The sequence below is a fragment of the Amycolatopsis sp. M39 genome (genome assembly GCF_001651785.1).
In the GTDB taxonomy this organism is placed as follows: Bacteria; Actinomycetota; Actinomycetes; order Mycobacteriales; family Pseudonocardiaceae; genus Amycolatopsis; species Amycolatopsis rubida.
Genome location: NZ_LWSF01000004.1, coordinates 212,371 through 234,771, shown reverse-complemented (window position 1 = coordinate 234,771; position 22,401 = coordinate 212,371). Strand labels below are relative to the sequence as shown.

The following is a 22,401-nucleotide window of genomic DNA, read 5'->3' as shown; positions in this document are numbered from 1 at the left end:
GCTTGCAAGCGAATCATGGTTATTCATGCCGTCGCCGCCCGGGCAGCGAGCGTGAAACTCCTTAAGGAGGCGACGGCATGAGCGAAGAGACGGCCACCGACCCGCGCGAGGGGCGCACCGCCGCGGACCTGCCCGAGCAGTCCGCCGCCGTCCCCGCCGACATCGCCAAGATCGAGGACGTCGAGGAAGCGATGCGCGACGTCGTGGACCCGGAACTCGGCATCAATGTCGTGGACCTCGGCCTGGTCTACGACATCCGGGTCGAGACCGACAACACCGCGACGATCGACATGACGCTCACGTCCGCGGCCTGCCCGCTCACCGACGTGATCGAGGACCAGACGTCGGCCGCGCTGACGTCCGGCGGCCTCGTGAGCGACTTCCGGATCAACTGGGTCTGGATGCCGCCGTGGGGTCCGGAGAAGATCACCGACGACGGCCGCGAGCAGTTGCGGGCGCTCGGTTTCACGGTCTGAGGTTTGCCGCTGCGAAGGCCGCCTCCGGTTCGCCGGGGGCGGCCTTCGGCGCATCCGGGATGGGTGCGTTCGGCCGCAGGCGGGCGGAACGCCGGATTCTGTCGGGGTTGGGTGCTATTACTGATCGATGACCGAACCTGACTCCGCATCCGTGTCTCCCGAGGAAAGACCCAGCCGCGCCCTGGCCGTGGGAGCGGTGTCCGTGGCCGCGGTGAGCTTCGCGCTCGCGGTGCTGACCTGGCTGGCCTGGCTGCTGGTCCGGCCCCGGCTCCTCGTGAGCGGCGTCTACCCGCTCGTGGCCGAGGTGTTCGTCCTGGTGCTCGGCGCGCTGTGGTTCCTGGCGCTGCTGGCCGGGGTGCTGGCGGTAGTGCTGGGGCGGCTCGGGGGAGGAAAGCGGCCCGCCGGCGACCTGGCCCGCACGGGCTCGCTGCTGGGCGGGCTGACGGTGGTGGTGGCGCTGGCCGGGACGATCGCGTTCACGGTGAGCCCCGGCTTGCTGCCGGCCTACGGCGACGGCGGGCGGCCGCTCAACTCGATTCTCACCCGGTGAAGTCCGTATAACGACCTATACGGCTGCGGAGGGTCGCACGCGTCCGTTGTGGACAGAGCGGCGCGATCCGCCCGGACGATCCCCGGCCGCGCAACGGGTCCTCGGTACTTCTGGTGGTAGGTGAGGGGGACCCTGAGGGAATCAGATTCCCTCAGAGGGTGTTTCGAAACCCGGTGGCGTGGTCGGGCGTTGACTGTGATTTCGGCGTGGCGCGCCGCTCGCTGGGCGGTTGTGTGCAAGCTTCCGCGTAACACACGGATCCAGCGACTGACCACGCGGGTTTCGAAACACCCTCTCAGGGTCCCCCTCACCTACCCTGCCTGGCCGCAGGGGCGGGTCATCGGGTTCGGGGCCGTCGTCCGGAGCGCCGGAAGACGACGAAAAGCAGCCGCAGTCCCGCCAGTGCGCTGATCATCAGCAGGTTGTAGCCGAACACGTGGTTCAGCGTCAGCCCGGGCACCAGTCGCGGGCCGCTGGAGCTGCCCAGCAGCAGCACGGCCATGAGCCCGGTCGCGATGCCGACCAGCGCGAGCAGCACCTCGTGCACCAGGCCGGTCACCAGGTCGCGGTCGCGTTCGTCGGAGAACAACCGCAGGTTCACCGACAGCCTGCCGTTTTCCAACGCCGCGCCGATCCGGTCCACCCGGCGGGGGAGGCGGCGCAGCACCGGCAGCAAGGCGGTGAATTCGTCGGTGACGGTGCGGCGCAAGGTTTCCGGGCGCAGGCCGATGCGTTCGGTGGCGAACGCGCGGGATTCGGCGACCAGGTCGAAGTCCGGGGCCAGTGTCGCGAGGGTGCCTTCCATGGTCGCCAGCGCGCGGAACACCGCGGCGATCGGCGGCGGGACGGCGAGGCGGAAGTCGGCGACGACGCGGAACAGGCCGGTGAACAGGTCGAGACCTGGTGTCCGGCCGGGACCGAAGTGCCGGGCCAGCAGGGCGCCGAGGGTGCGTTCCAGGCGTTGTTCGTCGAGATCGTCGGGACGGTTGACGATTTCCAGCAAGCCGTCGCGGACGCCGGCGGGGTCGCCGCGGTCGATGGCGGGCAGCAGGGCTTGCAGACCGGCGCGCAGGCCGGTGTCGAGGCGGCCGACGGAGCCGAAATCGAGCAGGCCGAGGGTGCCGTCTTCGAGCAGCAAAACGTTGCCAGGGTGCGGGTCCGCGTGGAAAACGCCGCCCAGCAGCACCTGGTCGAGCAGGCCGCGCAGGAAGGTGCGGGCGAGGTCCTCGCGGGAGCACCCGGAACCGGCGGAGAGCGGTGTGCCGTCCAGCCTTCGCATCACCAGGACGCGCTCCGTGGACAGTGCTTTGTGGACAGTCGGAAGCGTGACGCCGGGGACCGGATGCGCCACGATCGCTTCGATGTTCGCGGCTTCGGTGCGGAAATCGAGTTCGTCCTCAAGGGATTCGGCGAAGCCGTCGGCCAGTTCCCGTACGCCGAGCGAACGTGCCCAGCCGGCGCGTTCGTACAGCACGGCGGCGAGGCGGCGGACGATGTCGATGTCGCGTTCCACCTGCTCGCGGATCCCGGGCCGCTGCACCTTCACGACGACCTCGGCGCCGGACCGCAGCCGGGCTCGGTAAACCTGCGCGATCGACGCCGCGGCAAAGGGTTCGTCGTCGATGTGAGCGAAGGCGGTGAGGTCGATTTCCTCCCGCAGCAACGCGCGCACCTCGTCTTCGGGCGCGGGCGGGACCTGATCGTGCAGCTTGCTGAGTTCGCGGATGTAGACCGGCGGCAGAAGATCGGCGCGCGTCGAGAGCAGTTGGCCGAGTTTCACGAACGTCACGCCCGCTTCTTCGAGCGCCAGCCGCAGCGATCGCGCGAGTTTCGCCGAGCCGTCGGGGCCCGCGGTGCGCCGGCCGGTGAGGAACGAGCCGAGGCCGTGGCGGATCGCGATGCGCATGATCCGCGAGTAACGGCGGGCGCGGGCGGCGCGGGACCGCAGCGAACGCATCCGGGCGAACAGGCCCGGTCCGCCGGACGGAATCGCGAGTTCGGCGACGAAAAGGACCAGCAGGGTCACCGCGAGCGCGCTGCCGGCCAGCGGGATCAGCAGCCCGATCGCGACCCCGGCGTTGGTCAGCACGGCGATCGGGAACAGCCGGATGACGGTCCCCGCGACGAGCCAGCCGGTGAGCGCCGCGCCGAGCGCCCGCGCGAGACCNCGCACCCCGAGCACCTTGCGGGCCGCGGCGACCAGCGGCCACAGCACGAGGAAGTAGGCCAGCAGGCCGAGCAGCAGCGTTTGCATGCCGACGAGCACACCAGCCCGGCGGTGCCCGCGGATCCAGCCGGGGCGGGACGGGCCTCCCTCTCGCGGGGGAGCGTCCTACTTTCGGACGTAGTCGGTCCCGTGGTGAACTTCTAACGTCATCGAGCGGATAAAGGGTTGCTTGCTTTCTCGATGACGTACGGAGGACACGATGCACGCACGAGGGTTCCGGCGGATCGCCGCACTGGCCGTGGCGACCGCTGCTCCGCTGGGCTTCGGCCTGGCGACCGCACCCGCCGCGTCCGCCGCCGCGGCGACCACCGTCTACTACAGCTCGACCGGCGCGCCGGACTACGTCGCGCAGATCGACCAGGGCGCGGCGAACTGGAACGCCGCGGTCAGCGACGTGCGGCTGGTCAAGGACGAGGGCAAGGCGACAGTCGTGCTCCACGAGGTGCACAGCGGCGGCTCGTACACGCAGACCGACGGGCACGGCAACGGCGACGTCTACCTGGACACGAGCCAGGTCGCCGAGGGCTACGACCCGACCCGCATCGCCGCGCACGAACTCGGCCACAATCTCGGGCTGCCGGACCACTACGAGGGGCCGTGCACTGAGCTGATGTCGGGGCACGGTCCGGGCACGTCGTGCACGAACGCCAAGCCGGACTCGCAGGAGTCGGCGAAGGTGCAGCAGTTGTGGGCCAACGGGTTCCGTGCCGAGGGCGACGGCACGCGGGTCACCACGACGGTCTACTGAGGGTCGTGAGTGCTGGCGCCGGTTCTGACCGGTGCCAGCACTCACACGACCCCCTACCCGGCGTGCAGCACGAAGAACAGGAAGCTCGGGCTGACGCACAGCATCCGGTAGTCCTCCGGGAACAGCTTTTCCGCCTCCGGCACCGGTTTCGGTTCGCTGATCGCCGAGATCCGGAATCCGGCCGCGGTGAACGCGTCGGTCATCGCGTGCAGCGGCCGGTTCCAGAAGCTCATCGGCAGGGCGCGGCCGCCGGCTTCCCAGTCTTCGGTCCACTGGTAAGTGGCCGGATAGTCGGTCTGGTGCCCGGCTTGGCGCTGCGACAGGTGAATCGCGAACGGGTGGTCGACCACCACGATCAGCCGTCCGCCGGGCTTGAGGACGCGGTGGAACTCGCCGAGCGCCGGGCCCCAGTCTTCGAGGTAGTGCAGGACGAGCGAGGCGACGACATCGTCGAACGCGTTGTCGGCGTAGGGAAGCGGCTCGGCGACATCGGCGACGCGCAGGTCCACGTCCGGTCCCAGCCGTCGGCGGGCGATTTCGAGCATGCTGCTGCTGAGGTCGAATCCGGACACCTCGGCACCGCGTTCGCGCAGCGACACGGTCAGCGGCCCGGCGCCGCAGCCCGCGTCGAGAATTCGCCGCCCGGCCACGTCCCCGGCCAGCGCCAGCACGGCGGGCCGCTCGTAGTAGGCGTTCTGGATCTCGGTGTCCGACCTGACGGTGTAGGTGTCGGCCAGCCGGTCGTAGTCGTTGACGACGGTGCTCTCTTCAGGAGGCATGCGCTCCACGGTGCCAGAAAGCCAGCGCCAGGGTCCCGCTCCGGAGGGAGGCGCCCGCCGGGGCGGCCTGTCAGGATTGGCGGGTGCGTTTCTTCCGTCCGCTGGTCAGCGGGGTCACCTATCGCCGGTGGGTGTACTTGATCCTCGGTGCCGCGCTCAGCGTGCCGTACCTGCTGCTCGCCGTGGTCGCGATGCCCTCGCTGGTGCCGTTCGCCACGACGATGGGCTGGGCGAGCCTGGCCGGATTCGTCGTGATGCTCGTCGTGCTGGCCGCGACCGCGTTCCTGCCCGCGGTGCGGGTGCTGGAGGCGGCGGCGGTGCGGGAACTGCTCGCCCAGCCCGCGCCGGGACGCGGAGGGCTGCGGTGCGCGGCGATGTTCGTGCTGCACGTCATGGCCGGTCTGGTCACCGGGCTCGCGACGCTCGCCTTGCCCGCCGGATTCGGGTTCGCGATCAACGCGGTCTTCACCGGCCGGCTTGTCGACACTCCGGATTTCCAGCTGACGGTTCCGCGCGGCTGGGCTTCGGCGTGGCTGCCCGCGGCGTTCGTGGCGGCTTTCGTCGTGCTGATCTACTTCGTGTGGGCCCTCGGCGCAGTGCTGCGCCGCGCGGCCGCCCGGTTGCTCGGCTGGTCCGCCGCCGAACGCATCGCGCAGCTCGAACGCCGTACCGGCCAGCTCGCCGAACGCACCCGGCTCGCCCGCGAACTCCACGATTCGGTCGGCCACGCGCTTTCGGTGGTCACGCTGCAAGCCGGTGCGGCGCGGCGGACGTTGCACACCGACCCGGGTTTCACCGAGGAAGCGCTTACCGCGATCGAGGAATCGGCCCGCACCGCGCTCGACGATCTCGACCACGTGCTCGGCCTGCTCCGCGACGAAGCACGCGACCGGACGCCGCACGCGGGTCTCGCCGACCTGCCCGCGCTGATCACCGTGACGCAGCAGTCGGGGACGGAGTGCCGCGTCGAAGTGCAAGGCGATGTCGAGAAGGTGCCAGCGGTGGTTTCCCGCGAGGTGTACCGGATCTTGCAGGAATGCCTCACCAACGCGGTGCGGTACGCGGGCAAGGTGCCGGTCACCGTCGCGCTGGCGGTCGCGGACGGGCAGCTGCGGGCGGCGGTCGCGAATCCGCTCGGCTCGGCCCGGCCGTCGCGCGGCCGCGGCGGACGCGGTCTGCGGGGCATGGCGGAGCGGGCGGAACTGGTGGGTGGCAAGCTGTCCGCGGGACCGGTGGGCGAAAGCTGGGAGGTCGTGGTGACGGTGCCGTGGGGGAACCGGTGAGCGTGCGAGTTCTGCTGGTGGACGACGAACGGCTGATCCGGGCCGGGCTGCGCGCGATCGTCGACAGCGAACCGGACCTGACCGTGGTCGGCGAGGCGTCCGACGGCGCGGAGGTGCCGGGTCTCGTCGGGCAGCTGCGGCCGGACGTCGTGCTGATGGACGTGCGGATGCCCGCGGTGGACGGGATCCGCGCGACGGAGCATCTTCTGTCCACTGTGGAGGATCCGCCGAAGGTGATCGTGGTGACCACTTTCGAAAACGACGATTACGTGTACGACGCGCTGCTCGCCGGGGCGAGCGGATTCCTGCTGAAACGCGCGCGCCCGGAGGAGATCGTCGCCGGGATCCGCACGGTGCTGGCGGGGGATTCGCTGCTGTTCCCGGCCGCGATCCGGGGCATGGCGGCTCGCCGCGCGCCGGGCGCCGCCGTCGCGCTGGACTTCCTGACCGAACGAGAACGCGACGTGCTGCGGCTGATGGCGGCGGGACTGTCCAACGGGGAGATCGCGGCGGAGCTGTTTTTGGGGCTGCAAACGGTGAAAACGCACGTCGGGAACGTGCTGTCGAAGCTGGGCGCGCGGGACCGGACGCAGGCGGTGATCCGGGCTTACGAGTCGGGGTTCGTCAGGCCGACCGGCTGACGGCGACGTCCCGGCCGATGCCGCGCAGGACTTCGACGCGGTCGCTGCCGGGGCGGCTGAGCACCCAGCTCGAACCGGGAACGGCTTTGGCGCGTTTCTTGAGCGGCGCGAGCAGCCGGGAAGCGTCCCGGTAGGACGGAATCGTGCCGCTGCCGCACACGAGCGTCGCCAGGGAAACCGTGACCGGCATGCCCTCGGCGGACCAGCGCGTGTCCAGCAAAGCCGCGGCGACCGTGCCGATCTCGTCCACGTCGCACACGATCAGGAAGTCGTCGCCGCCCACGTGGCTCACCCGCATCCGCGGCAGCCGCCGGGAGAGGTCGGCGAGGGTTTCGCCCAAGGCGCGGATCAGGTCGTCGCCGGCGGCGAAACCGGCGTTGTCGTTGACCGACTTGAACGCGTCGACGTCCAGCCACGCCGCTACGAACTGCTCGCCGCTCGCGATCCGGCGTTCGACGTCGCGGGCCGCCGCTTCACTGCCCGGCAGGCGGGTGAGCGGGCTGAGCGTGACCGCCTCCTCGACCTTCGCCTCGACGACCCCGCGCACGACCTCGGTCACCAGCACCACGCCGAGACAGTGCCCCGACGCGTCGACCACCACGACGTCGTCGCCGGTGCGGCCCCAGTCGGCGTCGGTGACCAGTTCGAGGAATTCCAGCGCGCTCGCGCCCGCCTCGATCAGGTGCGGTTTGTCCGCCAGCCGTGCGGCGGAGCGCTTCGCGTGCAAGGCGTGTCCGTACGGACCGGTGATGGTGACGAGGAATCGCGTCCGGTCGACTGACCATTGTGGACGGTTGTCCGCGTCGACGCCGACCACGCCGCTCGGCGCGTCCGCGGCGGCGAGCACCTCGCGGACGTCGTCGCAGGTGGCGTCGACCGGCAGGGTCGTGGCCGGGCGGAGGAAATCGCCGACGCGCGGGGCCTGCGGCGGCGCGGGCGTGCGCCGGTCCTCCGGGAGGACTGCGCCGGAGGCGGGCGCGGACCGGTGTGCGGCGGGCGGCGCGAGCAGGTTGCCCTGCGCGATCCGGACGCCGAGGCGCTGCGCCGCGTCGAGCTGCGACTCGGTTTCGATCCCGGTCGCGACCAGCCGGATGTTCGTGCGCGTCGTGTAGTGCAGCAGCGCCTCGACCACCGCCGTCGACGCCGGGTCGCCGGGAAGTCCGCGCAGCACGCTGCGGTCGAGTTTCACCAGGTCCACCGGCGACTGCGCGAGCAGCGCCAGCGGCAGGTCGCCGCGGCCGAGCCCGTCGAGTGCGAGCCGGAAGCCCTGTTCGGTGAGCGCGCGCATGCCGTCGAGCAGGCGGCCGGTAGGCAGGTGCGTGAACGGCGGTCCGACTTCGAGCACCACGTCGCGGGTGCGCCGTGCGGCCGCGCCTAGTTCGGCGACCAGCTCGTCGAACGCCTCCAGCGGCGCCGCGAGCGTGCGCGCGGAGACATTGAGGTGCAGCGGAAGCGCGCTGGGCCGCTCCGCTTCCTGGCGCACCGCGGCGGCGGCCAGCCCGAGGTCGACCTCGGTGAGCCTGCCCGCGCGGCGGGCCTCGGCGAGCAGTTCGTGCGCCGTGCCCCGGCCCGGCCGGGCCAGCGCTTCGTACGCGACGACCCCGCCGGTGTGCAAGCTGTACATCGGCTGGAAGGCGAATCGGACCGCACGCAGCGTCGTCACGGACGCGATACTCGCACCGCCGAAGGGGGCGGCGAAACCGTTGTCAGCTGATGTTCACCAGCGCGGCACTTCGGCCACCGGAACGGAGTAACAAAATGGTTTTCCCTTCCTCCGATCGGAAGCGGGAAAATTCACCGCACGTGGTCAGCCGAGCAGCCGCCGCCGGAGGCGGGGCGGGGCCGCGCGGAACAAGTTCGCCATGGTCGCGGCGGTGCCGGGCAGGTCGGCGCGGCCCGAGGTGAACGCGCGCTGCGCCGGGATCGGGAGGCTGAAGAACAGGTCGAAGAATTGCGCCGACTGGCCAGGTGACATTCCGCACAATGCACGGAGTCCGTGGCGGCGCAAGGCATGCACAGCACGGGCTTCGGGCGGCCACAATGCCTTCCGGGCGGCGCCGGCCGCGGCCGCCGGACCTGCGTCGAACGCGTCCGCGAGAGCCTCCGCGACGCGAGGCGCGAGCTGCAGTGCGGTCGCGAGGCTGTAGCCGGTCGCCGGGTGGACGAGCGCGCCCGCGACCCCGAACGGCACCGCCTGTCCGCGCTTCGGCAGCGGGACGTCGAGCACGATCCGCACCTGTTCGACCCGGCCCGCCGGACGGATTCCCGCCGCGTTGAGCCGCGCGTGCAGCCGCTGGCCCAGCTCGGACACCGGGAGCCCGGGTCTGCGCGCCAGCGATGTCTCTTCGACCAGCACGGAGCCGTCGCCGAGGGGCAGCAGATAGCGGAAGCTGCCGGTGCCGTCGCGCCAGTCCATGAAGACAGCAGTGCCGGGCGGGGCCAGCCGTTCGGCCTGGTCCGCGGGCAGCACGAGCCCGTAGGCGGTCTGCTCGGCGCGCGGGCCGCGGAGCTTGGGCGCTCCTGAGGCATCGACGAACACGGCGGCCGCGAGGCGCCGACCGTCGGCGAGCAGGACCGTCGAACCGTGCGGACCGTGTTCGGCGCCGGTCACCTTGCCCGTGACGACCTGGACTTTCGGTTCGGTGAGCCACTCGCGCAGCCCGCCGTTGTCGAGCACCCGGTACGCCCGGCCGACGCGGTGCTCGCGGGTCCCGAACGCCAGCGTCGCCGCCGGAGCCGCGGCGATCGCTTTGCCCGGCAGCTCAGGCACTTCGTCTGCCCACAGTCCGTAAGTATTCGGCCACTTCCGGTGCGGATCGGGGTCGAGCACGGCCGTTTCCAGCCCCCGCCGGGCGCACGCGGCCGCCAGCGCCCGTCCGGCCGGGCCGCCGCCCGCCACCAGCACGTCGGTCATCCCGCAATCCTGCCGGACGGCCGGATACGGTGGGACGCATGGACGAGACCGATCCGAGGGCAGCGCGCCGGGACCCGGAGAACGGGGCAGGCGGGTTCACCGATCTGGCGACCAGCCCGTTCCGCGTCGACCGCGACCGGATCACCGCGTCGCCGTTCTTCGCGCGGCTCGGCGGGGTCACCCAGGTGGTCAGCGCCGGCGGCGCCGGGCTGCTGCACAACCGGCTGACGCACAGCCTGAAGGTCGCGCAGGTCGCGCGCGGGATCGCGGAGCGGATCACCGGATCGAGCGAGTCCGCCGAACTCGCGGCGAAACTCGGCGGCTGCGACCCGGACGCGTGCGAGGCCGCCGCGCTGGCGCACGACCTCGGGCACCCGCCGTTCGGGCATCTCGGCGAGCAGATCCTGGACCGGATCGCGCGGCACCGGTTCGGCCTGGCCGACGGTTTCGAGGGCAACGCGCAGTCGTTCCGCATCCTCACGACGACGGACGTGCGCGGCCCGTCCGCCATCGGCCTGGACCTGACGACCGCGGTCCGCGCCGCGGTCCTGAAGTACCCGTGGGCGCGGCTGCACTATCCGCAGCCGCATCCGACCGCGATGCCGCTGCCGCCCCGCGGCGCGGCTGAGCCGGACGACGCTCCCGGCACTGGCGCGAGCAAATTTTCCGCGTATGTCACGGAACTGGACGACTTCGAGCAGTCGCGGGCCCCGTTCGCCGGACGGATCGAGCCCTGGCAGCAGACGGTGGAAGCGTCCGTGATGGACACTGCCGACGACATCGCGTACGCGATTCACGATCTCCAGGACTTCCACCGCATCGGCGTCCTGCAACACGCCCCCGTCGCCGCCGAACTGGGGGAGTGGCTGGCGCACGCCGTCGAGCTGGCTTCGTTGGACGACGCCCGGCTGACCGCGGAAATTCGCCGCCCAGGCCGTTCCCTGGAGCGGATGCGCCGTCGCATGCACCTGAAGGACAGCTGGATCGTGGACGACGACGCCTTCGCCGCGGCCGTCGCCCGAGTCCAACGAGAACTGGTCGACGGCCTGCTCGCGGACGGCTTCGACGGCTCGACCGAAGCCGAACAAGCGACGGCCGCGTTTTCGGCGAACTGGATGGCGCGGCTGGTGGACGGGGTTTTCGTCCTGTCGTCGCCTCCGACGCGGTCCGGCCACGTGTCGCTGCGGCCCGCGCAGTGGCACGAGGTGCAGGTCCTGAAGTTCGTCCACCGGCGGTTCGTGTTGCTGCGCCCCGATCTCGCCCTGCACCAGCGCGGCCAGGCCAGCCTGGTCACGACGCTGGTCGACGCGCTGGACGCGTGGCTCCTGGACCGCGACGAGGCTTCCCGCTTGCCGCGCCGGCTGCACGACCTGATGGAACTGGCGCACGGCGAGTACTCGGACCTCGCCCGGATCGCGCCGGAGCTGCTCGTGGGCGCGACGGGGGAGCGAATCGAAGGCGCGGACGAGGTGCGCGGACTTGCCCGGGGGCGCGCGGTCGTGGATTTCGTGGCTTCGCTGACGGACAAGCAGGCGGTGACCTTGCTGGACGCTTTGTCGGGCCGGTCGAGCCAGCCTTGGTCGGATTCCTTTGTGCTGTAAATAGGTTGCGGGGACGGGTGCCGTTGACGATCCGGGAAGCCGGTACCGGTGATTGGCCGGGGATCTGGCCGATCGTCCGGGATGTGGTGACCGAGCAGCGGACGTTCCCCTGCGGCCCGGCCATGAGCGAATCCGAGGCCTGTCGGCAGTGGCTGGTTCCCGCCCCGGCGCGGGTGGTCGTCGCGGTCGACGGCGACCGGGTGCCGGGCACTGCGAACATGTACGCCAACCGGCCGGGTCCGGGCAGCCATGTCGCTTCGGGAAGCCTGATGGTGTCCCGGGACGCACGCGGTTCCGGGGTCGGGCGGGCACTGGTGGCGGACCTGATCGCTTGGGCCCGGCGGACGGGTTTCGCGGCTGTCCAGTTCAACGCGGTGGTCGAGACCAATGTCCACGCGATCCGGCTGTACGAGAGTGTGGGGTTCGTGACGCTGGGGGTCGCGCCCGGGGCTTTCCGGCAACCGGTCGAGGGGCGGGTCGGGTTGCGCGGCGCAACGCGATGCAGCCACGGGTCGTGAGGGGAACCCTCACGAACGACCAATCGGGACAACCGAGGCGGCAGAAGCTCCGCCGAACGGCCTACGACGTCCGGCTGGCAACGGATATTGCCTGACCAACGTCACTCCAACGGCCGTTTTTCCCGGACAGAAGTGGTACTTAGCTGGATTCAGCCGGTGATCACCGGCGTTGGCCAGCGTGAGTCGGGGCACGCGGTGTGAGATCGGAGGCGCACGTGCGTCGTACCCGTTCACCTGGAGCCTCGACAAGAACCGCGAGAAGACGGACGGGCGTGGTCGCCGCGGCGGTGCTTGCCGCCGGGCTGGCGACACCGCCCATGGCAACCGCGCAGGAGTCTGCTGTGGATTCCACGGCGAACAGTCAGATCGCCGCATTGCAAGCGGTGAAAGCAGGACAGACCGCGGCTGAGTCCAAAATAGACAGCAAGTTGCTCGTCCAGGAGAAGATGCGCACGCGGACCCTGAGCGCGGCCGCATTGCCGGGAATCGCCAAGACCGCGGACAAGGCGCTGGTCGACATCCGGGTCACGAAGGTCAGCGACGGGCTCGTCAACGACCTGGGCAAGGCCGGGGCCGAGGTGCGTGCGGTGTCGAGCACGGCGGCGAGCATCCGGGCCGAAGTGCCGTTGGCCGCGTTGCCGGAGATCGCGAAACGCGGCGACGTGAAGCACGTCGAAACCGCGGATCAGGCGATGACAGCGCGGCAGCAGGAAAACAAAGACGGCTCGGAAACCAAGCAGCAAAAGGCTGATCGCATTGATCGGCAGCTCAAGGAAGCGATCGGGACCAAAACGCAGGTGGTCAGCGCGGGCGACCGGGCGCACAACGCGGACACGGCGCGTCAGCAGTTCGGCGTGACCGGCACCGGCGTGAAGGCGTGCGCACTGTCCGATGGGGTTGACTCCCTGGAAGTTTCCCGCACCAAGGGCGAGCTTCCGGCGGTCGATGTCCTGACTGGACAAGCCGGCAGCGGCGACGAGGGCACCGCGATGCTGGAGATCATCCACGACCTCGCGCCGAACGCCAAGCTCGGGTTTGCGACAGCGTTCACCTCCGACGCGAGTTTCGCCGACAACATCCGCAAGCTCCGTTTCGAAGCACATTGCGACGTCATCGTCGACGACGTCATTTACTTCAAGGAATCCCCGTTCCAGGACTGGATCATCGCGCAAGCGGTGAACGATGTGACGGCCGACGGCGCGCTCTATTTCTCCTCTGCGGGCAATGAAGGCAATGTCGCCGACGGCACCGCGGCGCACTGGGAGGGCGACTTCGTCGATTCGGGAATCTCGATCGGCAAGTTCGCCGGCACCGCGCACAACTTCGCGGGCGCAGCCGGAACGCAGGTGTTCGAGCCGATCTCGGACGCGTCGTCGGCCAGCATCCCGGTGACGCTGCACTGGTCCGACCCGATCGGCGCGGCCGCGGACGACTACGACCTCTACCTCCTCGACGCGCGCGGCAACGTCGTGAGCTTCAGCCAGGACGTCCAGAACGGCACCCAGGACCCGTACGAGCAGCTGGCCACCCCGCTGTTCGGCGGCACCGGGCTGCGGCTCGCCGTGGTGAAGTTCTCCGGGGCCGGGCGGTATCTCTCGCTGACCGCGTTCGGCAGCCGGTTCCGCGATTCCGCGGACGGGCTCAAGGCGTACTCCACGCCTGGCGCGGTCGTGGGCCACGCCGCGGCGCGCAAGGCGTTCGCGGTCGCCGCGGCGCCGGCCGAGGCGGCGTTCGGACGGCCGCTCGAACCGGGCGACCCGGCGAACCCGGCCGGACCGTATCCGGCGGCGTATTCCGCGGCCAGCAAGGCGGAACGGTTCAGTTCGGACGGTCCGCGGCGCGTGTTCTACGAAGCCGACGGAACGCCGATCACGCCGGGCGATGTGTCGTCGACCGGCGGAGAGGTCCGACAGAAGCCGGAAATCACCGCGGCGGACGGCGTGCACACGTCGGTCAGCGGGTTCGACCCGTTCTTCGGCACCTCGGCGGCCGCGCCGCACGCGGCCGCGATCGCGAGCCTGGTGCTGTCCGGCAACCCCGGACTGTCCTCTTCGGACATTCGCGAGGCGTTCCTCAAGACCGCGGTGGACATCGAAGCACCCGGCACGGACAACCTCACCGGTGCCGGAGTGTTGCTGGCGGACAAGGTGCTTGCGTATACCGGAGCGAGCCCGCAGCCGTACGCGGAGGCGGGACAGCCGACGGTCCGCGGCCCCAACGGCGGCAGCACGCTCAACCCCGGTGACACCGCGACGGTCACGCTGCCGGTGAAGAACACCGGCGACGGCACGGCGGTGTCCACGAGCGTCGTGCTCACTTCGCCGACCCAGGGCGTCACGATCGAGCCGCGGGCGAAGTCGTACGGCACGATCAGCCCGGGACAGACCGGAATCAACGACTTCACCGTCACGATCCCGGCCAGCCAGCAGCTCGGCTCGCCGGTGGTGCTCAACGCGAAGGTGAGTTTCGCGGGCTCGTACTCGCCGCGCAGCAGCACGTTCTCGCTGCCGGTCGGCACGCCGTCGCCGGTTTCGCAGGCGTTCGCCTACGCCGGTCCGGCGGTCGCGATCCCGGACAACTCGCCGCTCGGCGCGTCGGTTCCGCTCGTGGTGAGCGGCGTCGGTCCCGCGTCGAAGGTGTCGCTTTCGATCGACGGCACCACCTGCACCACGGCGGAGAAGGCGACCACGGTCGGCATCGACCACACCTACGTCAACGATCTGGTCGGCACGCTGACCTCGCCGTCCGGCGCGACAGCGACGCTGTTCCAGAAGAGCGGCGGCAGCGGCAACAACCTCTGCCAGGTGGTGTTCGACGATTCCGTGACCAAGCTGTTCAGCACGGCCGGGTCCGCGGACGCGCCGTACACCGGCGCCTACCGGCCGGTCGCGCCGCAGGGTCAGCCGGGCGCTTCGGCGGACGGCACGTGGACGTTCAAGGTCGTCGACACCGCGGGCGGCGACACCGGTTCCCTCCGCAGCGTTTCGCTGCACGTCAACGGGTACGTGCCGGCCGGGCGTCCGGCGGACGCGCACAAGACGGTGACCACGGGGCCGGTGCGGCCTCAGCTGGCCTGAAACGATGCGGGGCCGCCGCACTGCGCGGCGGCCCCGCGTCGCTTCCGGCAGGGCAGGCCACCGGCGGGGGAACTCCCGTCCGAACGGCTCGTTCGCCCGCCGCCGCGAAGGCCAGGCGCGGGCCGCACCGCATTCAGCCGCCCGGGACGCGAAGCCCTGCCGTCCAGACTGTCCGAAGTGGACGCTGCGGTGCTCGGCCGGCGGCTGGGGAAGCTGTTCGACCGGGCCGAACCGCTCCACCAGGTGCCGGCCGAAGCCGCGCAGCGAGCGCGTGCCGTCGAGCTGGTGGTGAGGGATCGAACAGCAGGGCGCGAGTGAATCCGGACACGGCCGCGAAAACCGTTCGACGCCGACCCGTACACTGGGTTCGTGGTCATCCGGGCATTGGTGTGGATTCAGAGAGAGTAGCCGCCCGCCCCGCATCGCACGCGGTGCCGGGGCGCTTCAGCACGTCCATCTGACCACCCCCGTCTCCGGGAGTTCTCTTGATCACGGCTACTGGCCTTGAGCTGCGCGCCGGTTCGCGCATCCTGCTCAACGGCGCCACCCTCCGCATCCAGTCCGGCGACCGCATCGGCCTCGTCGGCCGCAACGGCGCGGGCAAGACCACCTCGCTGAAGGTCCTCGCGGGCGAGGGCGAACCGCACGCCGGCGACGTCCGGCGCAGCGGCGAACTCGGCTATCTGCCGCAAGACCCGCGCGAGGGCGACCTGTCGGTCACCGCGAAGGACCGCGTGCTGTCCGCGCGCGGGCTCGACACCCTGCTGCGCGACATGGAAAAGGCGCAGACCGCGATGTCCGAGCTTGTCGACGACAAGCAGCGGGACAAGGCGATCAACCGCTACGCGCGGCTCGAAGAGCGGTTCTCCTCGCTCGGCGGGTACGCCGCGGAGAGCGAGGCGGCGCGGATCTGCTCGAACCTCGGCCTCGCCGACCGCATCCTGTCCCAGACGCTCAGCACGCTGTCCGGCGGCCAGCGCCGCCGCGTCGAGCTGGCACGGATCCTGTTCGCCGCCGCCGAGGCGGGCGCGGGCGGCAAATCCGAGACGATCCTGCTGCTGGACGAGCCGACCAACCACCTCGACGCCGATTCGATCAACTGGCTGCGCGGCTTCCTCAAGCAGCACGACGGCGGGCTCGTGGTGATCAGCCACGACGTCGAACTGCTCGGCGACGTCGTGAACAAGGTGTGGTTCCTCGACGCCACGCGCGGCGAGATCGACATCTACAACATGAGCTGGCAGCGCTACCTCGACGCGCGCGCCACCGACGAGAAGCGCCGCCGCCGCGAGCGCGCGAACGCCGAGAAGAAGGCGTCCGCGCTGCAGGCGCAGGCCGCGAAGCTCGGCGCGAAGGCGACCAAGGCCGTCGCGGCCAAGAACATGGCCCGGCGTGCGGAGCAGATGCTCTCCTCGCTGGACGAGACGCGCCAGGCGGACAAGGTCGCCCGGATCAAGTTCCCGGACCCGGCCTCGTGCGGGCGCACGCCGCTGACCGCCGACGGACTGTCCAAGTCGTACGGTTCGCTTGAGATCTTCACCGGCGTCGATCTGGCGATCGACCGCGGCTCGAAGGTCGTGGTGCTCGGATTGAACGGAGCCGGAAAGACGACATTGCTCCGGCTGCTCGGCGGAATGGAAACGCCGGACACCGGCTCTGTCGAACCGGGTCACGGATTGCGTTTGGGCTATTACGCACAGGAACACGAAACGCTCGACCACGAAGCGTCGGTGTGGGAAAACATCCGCCATCTCGCGCCGGACACCGGCGCGCAGGAGCTGCGGAACCTGCTCGGCTCGTTCCTCTTCACCGGGGAACAGCTGGACCAGCCCGCCGGAACCCTGTCCGGCGGCGAGAAGACCCGGCTCGCGCTCGCTGGACTCGTGTCCAGCCAAGCCAATGTGCTGCTGCTGGACGAACCGACGAACAACCTGGACCCGGCCAGCCGCGCCCAGGTGCTCGACGCGCTGCGCAGCTTCGCCGGCGCGGTCGTGCTGGTGACGCACGACCCGGGCGCGGTCGAGGCGCTCGAACCCGAGCGCGTGATCCTGCTTCCGGACGGAACCGAGGACCACTGGTCCGCGGAGTATCTGGAACTTGTCCAACTTGCCTGACCGAGTGCGTCCGTTCGGGTGCTTACCGTGTCGGGCACGGCACTGGAATGGCCCAATGTGATCGCGGTTTCGATCGTTTTACGGCTGTCGTCTGGCAATCCGGCGCGTAGTGTTCGATCATTGCCCCGGCAGGGGCCGCGAATGGCCCGGAACAACCACTCGGCGGGAAGGCGATCGACGTGGCTGATCTCAAGAAAGGCGCGCGGATCACCGGCAACACGCGCGACAAGCTGGCCGCTGACCTGAAGAAGAAATACGAGAAGGGCTCGAGCATCCGGGCGCTGGCCGAATCCACTGGACGGTCCTACGGGTTCGTCCACCGGGTGCTGTCGGAGTCCGGGGTCCAGCTGCGGGGGCGCGGCGGGGCCACGCGAGTCAAGAAGAAGTAGCGTCAGCGCGGCCGCTGCGCGGGGGGCGCACGGTCGGACCGGTTGTCCGGAAGGTCAGCGCGGCGCCGAGGAGTACCAGCGGGTACACGAGGTAGCCGTACCGGGTGGCCGGGGTAAGCAGGATCAACGCGCCGAGTCCGACGGCGGTTCGCGTCAGTGCAGCGGATCCCGTCGCGGGGGGCCGGCGCGCCAGCCAGATCAGCATCGCCACCGCCGCGAGACCCACCAGCACCAGGGAAATCACGGTGCCGGCCGGCCCGGCCTGTGCGATCAGATGCCCGGGCAGCGGGCTCGCCGCGGGGGAGCGGACCGCCCCTATGCCGAGCGGGAACCGGATCACGTGCTCGGTGAACGCCGCCGGGTTCGCCAGATACACCGGAAGATGCAGCGCGATCGTCGTCGCGGCCAGCGCACCCGCGAAGCGACCTGGTGCCGCCCAAGGATTTTCGCCGCGAGCACGCCAATAAACGAATACCGCGAGCACCGCGGCGGCAGGCGCGACGATGAGTTTCGCACTGATCACCAGCGCCAGCACGAACCCGGTCCATCCTGGACGGCCGGAGGCGGCCAGCGCGAACGTCAGCACGAGCAGGCCCACGATCGCGAGGTCCGGTCCGGCCACCGCCCAGGTCAGCGCGGTCAGCGGACAGGCGATCGCGAGCTGTGCGGCGAAAACCGGGACCCGGGGCCGGTTCAGCAGCCGCCACGACGCGTACGCGCAGATCGCCGCGGCCAGCGCGAACATCCAGCGCGCGTCGGTCAGTGCATTGAGGACTGGACTGCCGCCGAACAACGCGCGCGGCAGCCCGAAAACGGTCATCACCGGGCCGTACGGCGTGTAGTCGTTCACTTCCGGTGCGCGGTGGAGCGCGGCGATGTCGATGTACGGGGTTCCGTTCCGCAGCAACAGGTCCGCGCTGCGTTCGATCACCCACACCTCGGGTTGCGCGGCCCAGGAGAACGGGGTGATCAGCCAGTCGGTTCCGGTCAGCCGCCGGACCACGAGCATGAGCAGCGGCGCGCACATCGCGAGCACGACCACCGCCCCGATGCCGATCCAGCGCGAGCCGAATTTGCCGTTAGTTTGCCTTCCGCGGCGCGCGGAAATCGTCAGCCAGGCGCTGTGCGCGGCGGCCAATCCGTATCCGGCGACGGCGAAATCGCCCCAGATCCGGTAGCCGTAGAACTCCGAAGCGAGCGCGGTGCCGAGCGCGAAGGCGAAGCAGCCGAGATAGAAGACGAGATCCCAGGCGGCGACGCGCACCGGATGGGCCGCCTCGGCGCGCGCAGGGGCCATCAGCAGTTGCACCCGCGTTTCCTCCCCGGCTCGCCGACCCGAAACGCCAGGCTACCGAGCCGGGCCGCGCCGGATCCCACCGCCTGTGGCCCGCGCTGGCCCCCCGGCCGGTGAAGGACTCCTTGAGGGAATCCGGGTCTTCCGGGGAGTCCTTCACCGACTTCGGGAAGAATGCCGGTCGCCCCGGTGTTGTGCAGGGCATCTCCGGAAAAAAGTTCAAGTAATCTAGAGGTTTTTACCGCTGGGGGGACCTTCCGATGGACAACACCTGGGCGCTGCTGAGCTCCGCGATGCGGGCGGGCGACGAGCCGAAAGCGCTGACCCGCGGCACGGTCCGCCGGGTCGCGCGGTTCGCCCGGCCGCACTGGAAGCGGCTGCTGGCCTTCCTGGTGCTCACCGTGATCTCGGCGGTGCTGGCGGTGACGACGCCGGTGCTCGCGGGCAAGGTGGTCGACGCGATCGTCGGCGGGCACGAGCTGAACGTGGTCGTCTGGCTGTCGGTGGTGATCGCGGTGCTCGCGATCCTCGACGCCGGGTTCGGCCTCGCCGAACGCAGGCAGTCGGCGCGGATCGGCGAGGGGATCATCTACGACCTGCGCGTGGCGGTGTTCGAGCACGTGCAGAAGCTGCCGATCGCGTTCTTCACCCGCACCCGCACCGGTGCGCTGGTCAGCAGGCTCAACAACGACGTGATCGGCGCGCAGCGCACCTTCACCGCGACTTTGTCCGGTTTGGTCACCAACGTGATCCAGCTGGTGCTGTCGCTCGTGGTGATGATGTCGCTCTCGTGGCAGGTCACCCTCGTCGCCCTGGTGCTGTTGCCGATTTTCGTACTGCCCGCCCGGCGGCTCGGCCGCCGCATGGCCGGACTGCAGCGCGAGGCCGCGCAGCTCAACGCCGGGATGACCACGCAGATGACCGAACGGTTCTCCGCGCCGGGCGCCACGCTGGTGAAGCTCTTCGGGCGGCCGCGCCAGGAGGTCGCCGACTTCGGGCAGCGCGCCGGACGGGTGCGCGACATCGGCGTCCGCACCGCGATGCTGACGCGCTGGTTCATGACGAGCCTGACGCTCGTGTCCGCGCTCGCCCAGGCGCTGGTCTACGGCCTCGGCGGCTACCTGGCGCTCACCGGCAAGCTCGAACCGGGCACCGTGGTGGCGCTGGCGCTGCTGCTGACCCGGCTGTACACGCCGCTGACCGCGCTCGCGAACGTGCGCGTGGACGTGATGACCGCGCTGGTGTCGTTCGAGCGGGTCTTCGAGGTGCTGGACCTGGAACCGATGATCAAGGAGCCCGCCGAGCCGGAGAAGCTGCCCGAGGGCGGGGTTTCGGTCGAGTTCTCCGACGTGAAGTTCGGGTACCCGGCGGCGGACAAGTTCTCGCTCGCCTCGCTGGAGGACGTGGCCACTTTGGACAGCCGGGGCGGCGAGGAGGTGCTGCACGGCATCAGCTTCCGAGCCGAAGCCGGGCAGATGGTCGCGCTGGTCGGTTCGTCCGGTGCGGGCAAGTCGACGATCGCTTCGCTGCTGCCGCGGCTCTACGACGTGGACGCCGGCTCGGTCCGGCTGTCCGATGTGGACGTCAAGGACCTGAGTTTCGGTTCGCTGCGCGGAACCGTCGGCGTGGTGACCCAGGACGGGCACCTGTTCCACGACACGATCCGCGCCAACCTGAGCTACGCGCGCCCGGACGTCGCCGACGACGAGATCTGGGCCGCGCTGGAGAAGGCGCGGCTGGGCGCGCTGGTGCATTCGCTGCCGGACGGACTGGACACGACCGTCGGCGAACGCGGCTACCGGCTCTCCGGCGGCGAACGGCAGCGGCTCACCATCGCGCGATTGCTGCTGGCGCAGCCGAAGGTCGTGGTGCTGGACGAGGCGACCGCGCACCTGGACTCGGAATCCGAGGCCGCCGTGGGCGAAGCGCTCACCGGCGCGCTGGAAGGCCGGACGTCGCTGGTGATCGCGCACCGGCTGTCGACCGTGCGGGCGGCGGATCTGATCCTGGTGGTGGAAAACGGGGACATCGTGGAGCGCGGGACGCACGAAGAACTGCTGGAGCGGGAGGGGCGGTACGCGGAGCTGTACCACACGCAGTTCGCGGAGGAACCTGCCGCGGCGTAGGGGGCTCGGGAGTGTTGATCACGGTGAGAACCGTGATCAACACTCCCGATCTCCTCAGCGCAGGGCAGGCACCCGGGGCCCGTACTTGGCCAGCAGCGCCGCGTTCGCCGCGTCGCCACCCTCCACATTGGAGCTGCGCCACAACGGAACGTCGAGCCCCTCGGCGGCACCCCGGTCATGCACCTCGGCCAGGATCAAGTTCCACAGAAACGCATTGACCACAGTGGACAGCGGGCCGGTCCTCGGCGCGGACGCCGGATAGCTGGCATCGCCGGGAATCACCAGCGAATCCAGCACCACCGTGCCTTCCTCGGCCAGCGTCGTGGCGGACCGGCGCGGCGCGGCGGCCACGCACGCCCGCGACGTCACGGCGATCACCGAGGCGCCCCGGCGGCGCGCCCCGGCGGCCAGTTCGACCGGGTACGGATTCACCCCGGAGGTGGAAAACACGACCAGCACGTCGTCCGGTCCCGGCGCGCGTTCGGCCAGCACCTCCTCGGCGAGCCCGGAACGGCGCTCGGTCCGCGTGCTCTGCCGCGCGCCGTGCAGCGGCAGCAGTTCCGGGTGGTACACCGGATACACGCAGGCGAGCCCGCCCGCGCGGTAGAACGTCTCGGCGACCGCGGCGAGCGAGTGCCCGGCGCCCGCGGTGAAGACCAGCGCGTCGGCCCGGATCACCCCCAGCAGCAGATCGGCGGCGGCGGACACCTGCGCGGCATTGGCCTCCGCGGCCGCCGCAAGCTGGTCCGAAGTGCTCTTCACGAGATCCGTGGCGCTCACCACACCTGCCCTTCCTCACGGGTCCGGGCACCGAATCTATCGGGTGGACACGCTTCGTGGTGGATTACCGTGGAGTTGATCGAAACGGGGGTTCCGGTGAACGGGAAGCGGCAAAGCGGCCGGGCGGAGCCGGCCGTGCGGGTGTGGCGGGCCCCCGGGCAGACCCGCGCGGTGGCGCTCGTGCTGCACGGCGGGGCCGAACGCAGCACGGCGGCCGTCCGGCCGTGGCGATTGGCGTACCAGCGGATGGTGCCGCTGGCCCGCTCGCTGCACCGCGCCGGAAAACGGCACGGCCTGGAAGTCCGGCTGATGCGGAACCGGCTGTACGGCTGGAACGGGCGGGCGGAAAGCCCGGTGCCGGACGCCCGATGGGCCCTGGAGCAGATCCGCGCCGGCCATCCCGGGCTGCCCGTGGTCCTCGTCGGCCATTCGATGGGCGGCCGGGTCGCGCTGCGCGTCGCCGACGATCCGGCGGTGACCGGGGTGTGCGCGATGGCTCCGTGGACGCCGCAGGGCGAGCCGGTGGACGCCGTCGCGGGTCGCGCGGTGCTGATCGCGCACGGCACCCGCGACCGGATGACCTCACCCGCCGAGTCCTACGCCTTCGCCGCGCGCGCCCGCGAGGTCACCGACCTGGTCGCGCGGTTCGAGATCGCGGGCGAGGGGCACTCGATGGTCCGCCGTCCCGCGGTCTGGACCCGGCTGATGTGTGCTTTCACACTGGACCGGATCGGAGTGGGCGAGACGGACGAGACTCTTCGTCAGGCCTGGTCCCGCCCTTCCGGCGACCGGTTGCGCATTCCGGGGTAACCGGAGGGCGCGGCCCGGTCGCGAGGGCAGCGGGGACGAAGCGGGAATATCATGGGGAAGGGCTCGAAAGCCCG

General features: G+C 70.5%; 19 protein-coding genes and 1 pseudogene. 14 read left to right on the top strand and 6 right to left on the bottom strand.

Features of this window, described 5'->3' with window-relative positions:
- The first annotated feature begins 77 nt into the window (after positions 1-77).
- Both A4R44_RS11680 and A4R44_RS11675 read left to right on the top strand, forming a co-directional pair.
- A complete protein-coding gene (locus A4R44_RS11680) occupies positions 78-476 on the top strand; it encodes a metal-sulfur cluster assembly factor (protein WP_067579147.1) in 399 nt (132 codons plus the stop codon).
- A 127-nt stretch (positions 477-603) separates the two neighbouring features.
- Positions 604-1,026 carry a hypothetical protein gene (locus A4R44_RS11675; protein WP_067579145.1) on the top strand — a complete coding sequence of 141 codons (423 nt, stop codon included), beginning with the start codon at positions 604-606 and terminating at the stop codon, positions 1,024-1,026.
- A 337-nt stretch (positions 1,027-1,363) separates the two neighbouring features.
- Here the strand turns inward: A4R44_RS11675 and A4R44_RS11670 are convergent, their stop codons facing one another.
- Positions 1,364-3,280, bottom strand: coding sequence for an AarF/ABC1/UbiB kinase family protein (locus A4R44_RS11670; RefSeq protein WP_067580129.1), 1,917 nt, complete (start codon positions 3,278-3,280; stop codon positions 1,364-1,366).
- 172 nt (positions 3,281-3,452) lie between these two features.
- On the opposite strand from A4R44_RS11670, the gene A4R44_RS11665 reads away from it, so the two are divergent.
- Entirely contained in the window at positions 3,453-4,001 is a 549-nt protein-coding gene (locus A4R44_RS11665) for a snapalysin family zinc-dependent metalloprotease (RefSeq protein WP_067579143.1), read from the top strand.
- 53 nt (positions 4,002-4,054) lie between these two features.
- Here A4R44_RS11665 and A4R44_RS11660 read toward each other — a convergent pair whose 3' ends face one another.
- On the bottom strand, positions 4,055-4,780 hold the full coding sequence (locus A4R44_RS11660) for a class I SAM-dependent methyltransferase (protein WP_067579140.1): 726 nt from the start codon (positions 4,778-4,780) through the stop codon (positions 4,055-4,057).
- Between the two features lie 83 nt (positions 4,781-4,863).
- Here A4R44_RS11660 and A4R44_RS11655 point away from each other — a divergent pair, with 83 nt between their 5' ends.
- Entirely contained in the window at positions 4,864-6,063 is a 1,200-nt protein-coding gene (locus tag A4R44_RS11655) for a sensor histidine kinase (RefSeq protein WP_067579138.1), read from the top strand.
- Positions 6,060-6,704: a response regulator transcription factor gene (locus A4R44_RS11650; protein ID WP_067580127.1), complete on the top strand. Its 645-nt coding sequence runs from the start codon at positions 6,060-6,062 to the stop codon at positions 6,702-6,704. Before A4R44_RS11655 ends, A4R44_RS11650 begins: the two co-directional genes overlap by 4 nt.
- Here A4R44_RS11650 and A4R44_RS11645 read toward each other — a convergent pair.
- Complete coding sequence (locus tag A4R44_RS11645) at positions 6,688-8,367, bottom strand: GGDEF domain-containing protein (protein WP_067579137.1); 1,680 nt, start codon at positions 8,365-8,367, stop codon at positions 6,688-6,690. The two genes, A4R44_RS11650 and A4R44_RS11645, sit on opposite strands and share 17 nt — an antisense overlap.
- 144 nt (positions 8,368-8,511) lie before the next feature.
- Complete coding sequence (locus A4R44_RS11640) at positions 8,512-9,618, bottom strand: lycopene cyclase family protein (protein WP_067579134.1); 1,107 nt, start codon at positions 9,616-9,618, stop codon at positions 8,512-8,514.
- A gap of 38 nt (positions 9,619-9,656) precedes the next feature.
- Here A4R44_RS11640 and A4R44_RS11635 point away from each other — a divergent pair, with 38 nt between their 5' ends.
- The 7 genes and pseudogenes from A4R44_RS11635 to A4R44_RS11615 all read left to right on the top strand — a co-directional run bounded on the left by A4R44_RS11635 (position 9,657) and on the right by A4R44_RS11615 (position 17,317).
- The gene (locus tag A4R44_RS11635; RefSeq protein ID WP_067579132.1) at positions 9,657-11,219 is read left to right on the top strand and encodes a deoxyguanosinetriphosphate triphosphohydrolase family protein; all 1,563 of its coding nucleotides are present in this window, start codon (positions 9,657-9,659) and stop codon (positions 11,217-11,219) included.
- Between the two features lie 17 nt (positions 11,220-11,236).
- Positions 11,237-11,737 (top strand): GNAT family N-acetyltransferase, encoded by a 501-nt coding sequence (locus tag A4R44_RS11630; RefSeq protein ID WP_232791575.1) that lies wholly within the window; start codon positions 11,237-11,239, stop codon positions 11,735-11,737.
- A 317-nt stretch (positions 11,738-12,054) separates the two neighbouring features.
- Positions 12,055-14,814 (top strand): S8 family serine peptidase, encoded by a 2,760-nt coding sequence (locus tag A4R44_RS11625; RefSeq protein WP_067580123.1) that lies wholly within the window; start codon positions 12,055-12,057, stop codon positions 14,812-14,814.
- Positions 14,815-14,991: 177 nt separating this feature from the next.
- Complete coding sequence (locus tag A4R44_RS47845) at positions 14,992-15,132, top strand: hypothetical protein (RefSeq protein WP_157904857.1); 141 nt, start codon at positions 14,992-14,994, stop codon at positions 15,130-15,132.
- Positions 15,133-15,290: 158 nt separating this feature from the next.
- Positions 15,291-15,878 (top strand): annotated as a pseudogene (locus A4R44_RS52300) (ATP-binding cassette domain-containing protein); the annotation flags it as partial.
- Positions 15,879-15,953: 75 nt separating this feature from the next.
- Positions 15,954-16,928, top strand: a complete 975-nt coding sequence (locus A4R44_RS52295) for an ABC-F family ATP-binding cassette domain-containing protein (RefSeq protein WP_369805896.1) — start codon at positions 15,954-15,956, stop codon at positions 16,926-16,928.
- A 179-nt stretch (positions 16,929-17,107) separates the two neighbouring features.
- Positions 17,108-17,317 carry a helix-turn-helix domain-containing protein gene (locus tag A4R44_RS11615; protein WP_003071237.1) on the top strand — a complete coding sequence of 70 codons (210 nt, stop codon included), beginning with the start codon at positions 17,108-17,110 and terminating at the stop codon, positions 17,315-17,317.
- On the opposite strand, the gene A4R44_RS11610 is transcribed toward A4R44_RS11615, so the two are convergent.
- Positions 17,304-18,614, bottom strand: coding sequence for a glycosyltransferase 87 family protein (locus tag A4R44_RS11610; RefSeq protein ID WP_198545277.1), 1,311 nt, complete (start codon positions 18,612-18,614; stop codon positions 17,304-17,306). The two genes, A4R44_RS11615 and A4R44_RS11610, sit on opposite strands and share 14 nt — an antisense overlap.
- A gap of 257 nt (positions 18,615-18,871) precedes the next feature.
- Between A4R44_RS11610 and A4R44_RS11605 the strand changes: the two genes are divergently transcribed.
- The gene (locus tag A4R44_RS11605; RefSeq protein ID WP_067579126.1) at positions 18,872-20,737 is read left to right on the top strand and encodes an ABC transporter ATP-binding protein; all 1,866 of its coding nucleotides are present in this window, start codon (positions 18,872-18,874) and stop codon (positions 20,735-20,737) included.
- A 54-nt stretch (positions 20,738-20,791) separates the two neighbouring features.
- Here the strand turns inward: A4R44_RS11605 and A4R44_RS11600 are convergent, their stop codons facing one another.
- Complete coding sequence (locus tag A4R44_RS11600) at positions 20,792-21,520, bottom strand: SIS domain-containing protein (protein ID WP_067579124.1); 729 nt, start codon at positions 21,518-21,520, stop codon at positions 20,792-20,794.
- A gap of 66 nt (positions 21,521-21,586) precedes the next feature.
- On the opposite strand from A4R44_RS11600, the gene A4R44_RS11595 reads away from it, so the two are divergent.
- Positions 21,587-22,327 (top strand): alpha/beta hydrolase, encoded by a 741-nt coding sequence (locus A4R44_RS11595; protein ID WP_232791574.1) that lies wholly within the window; start codon positions 21,587-21,589, stop codon positions 22,325-22,327.
- The last annotated feature ends 74 nt before the right edge of the window (positions 22,328-22,401 follow it).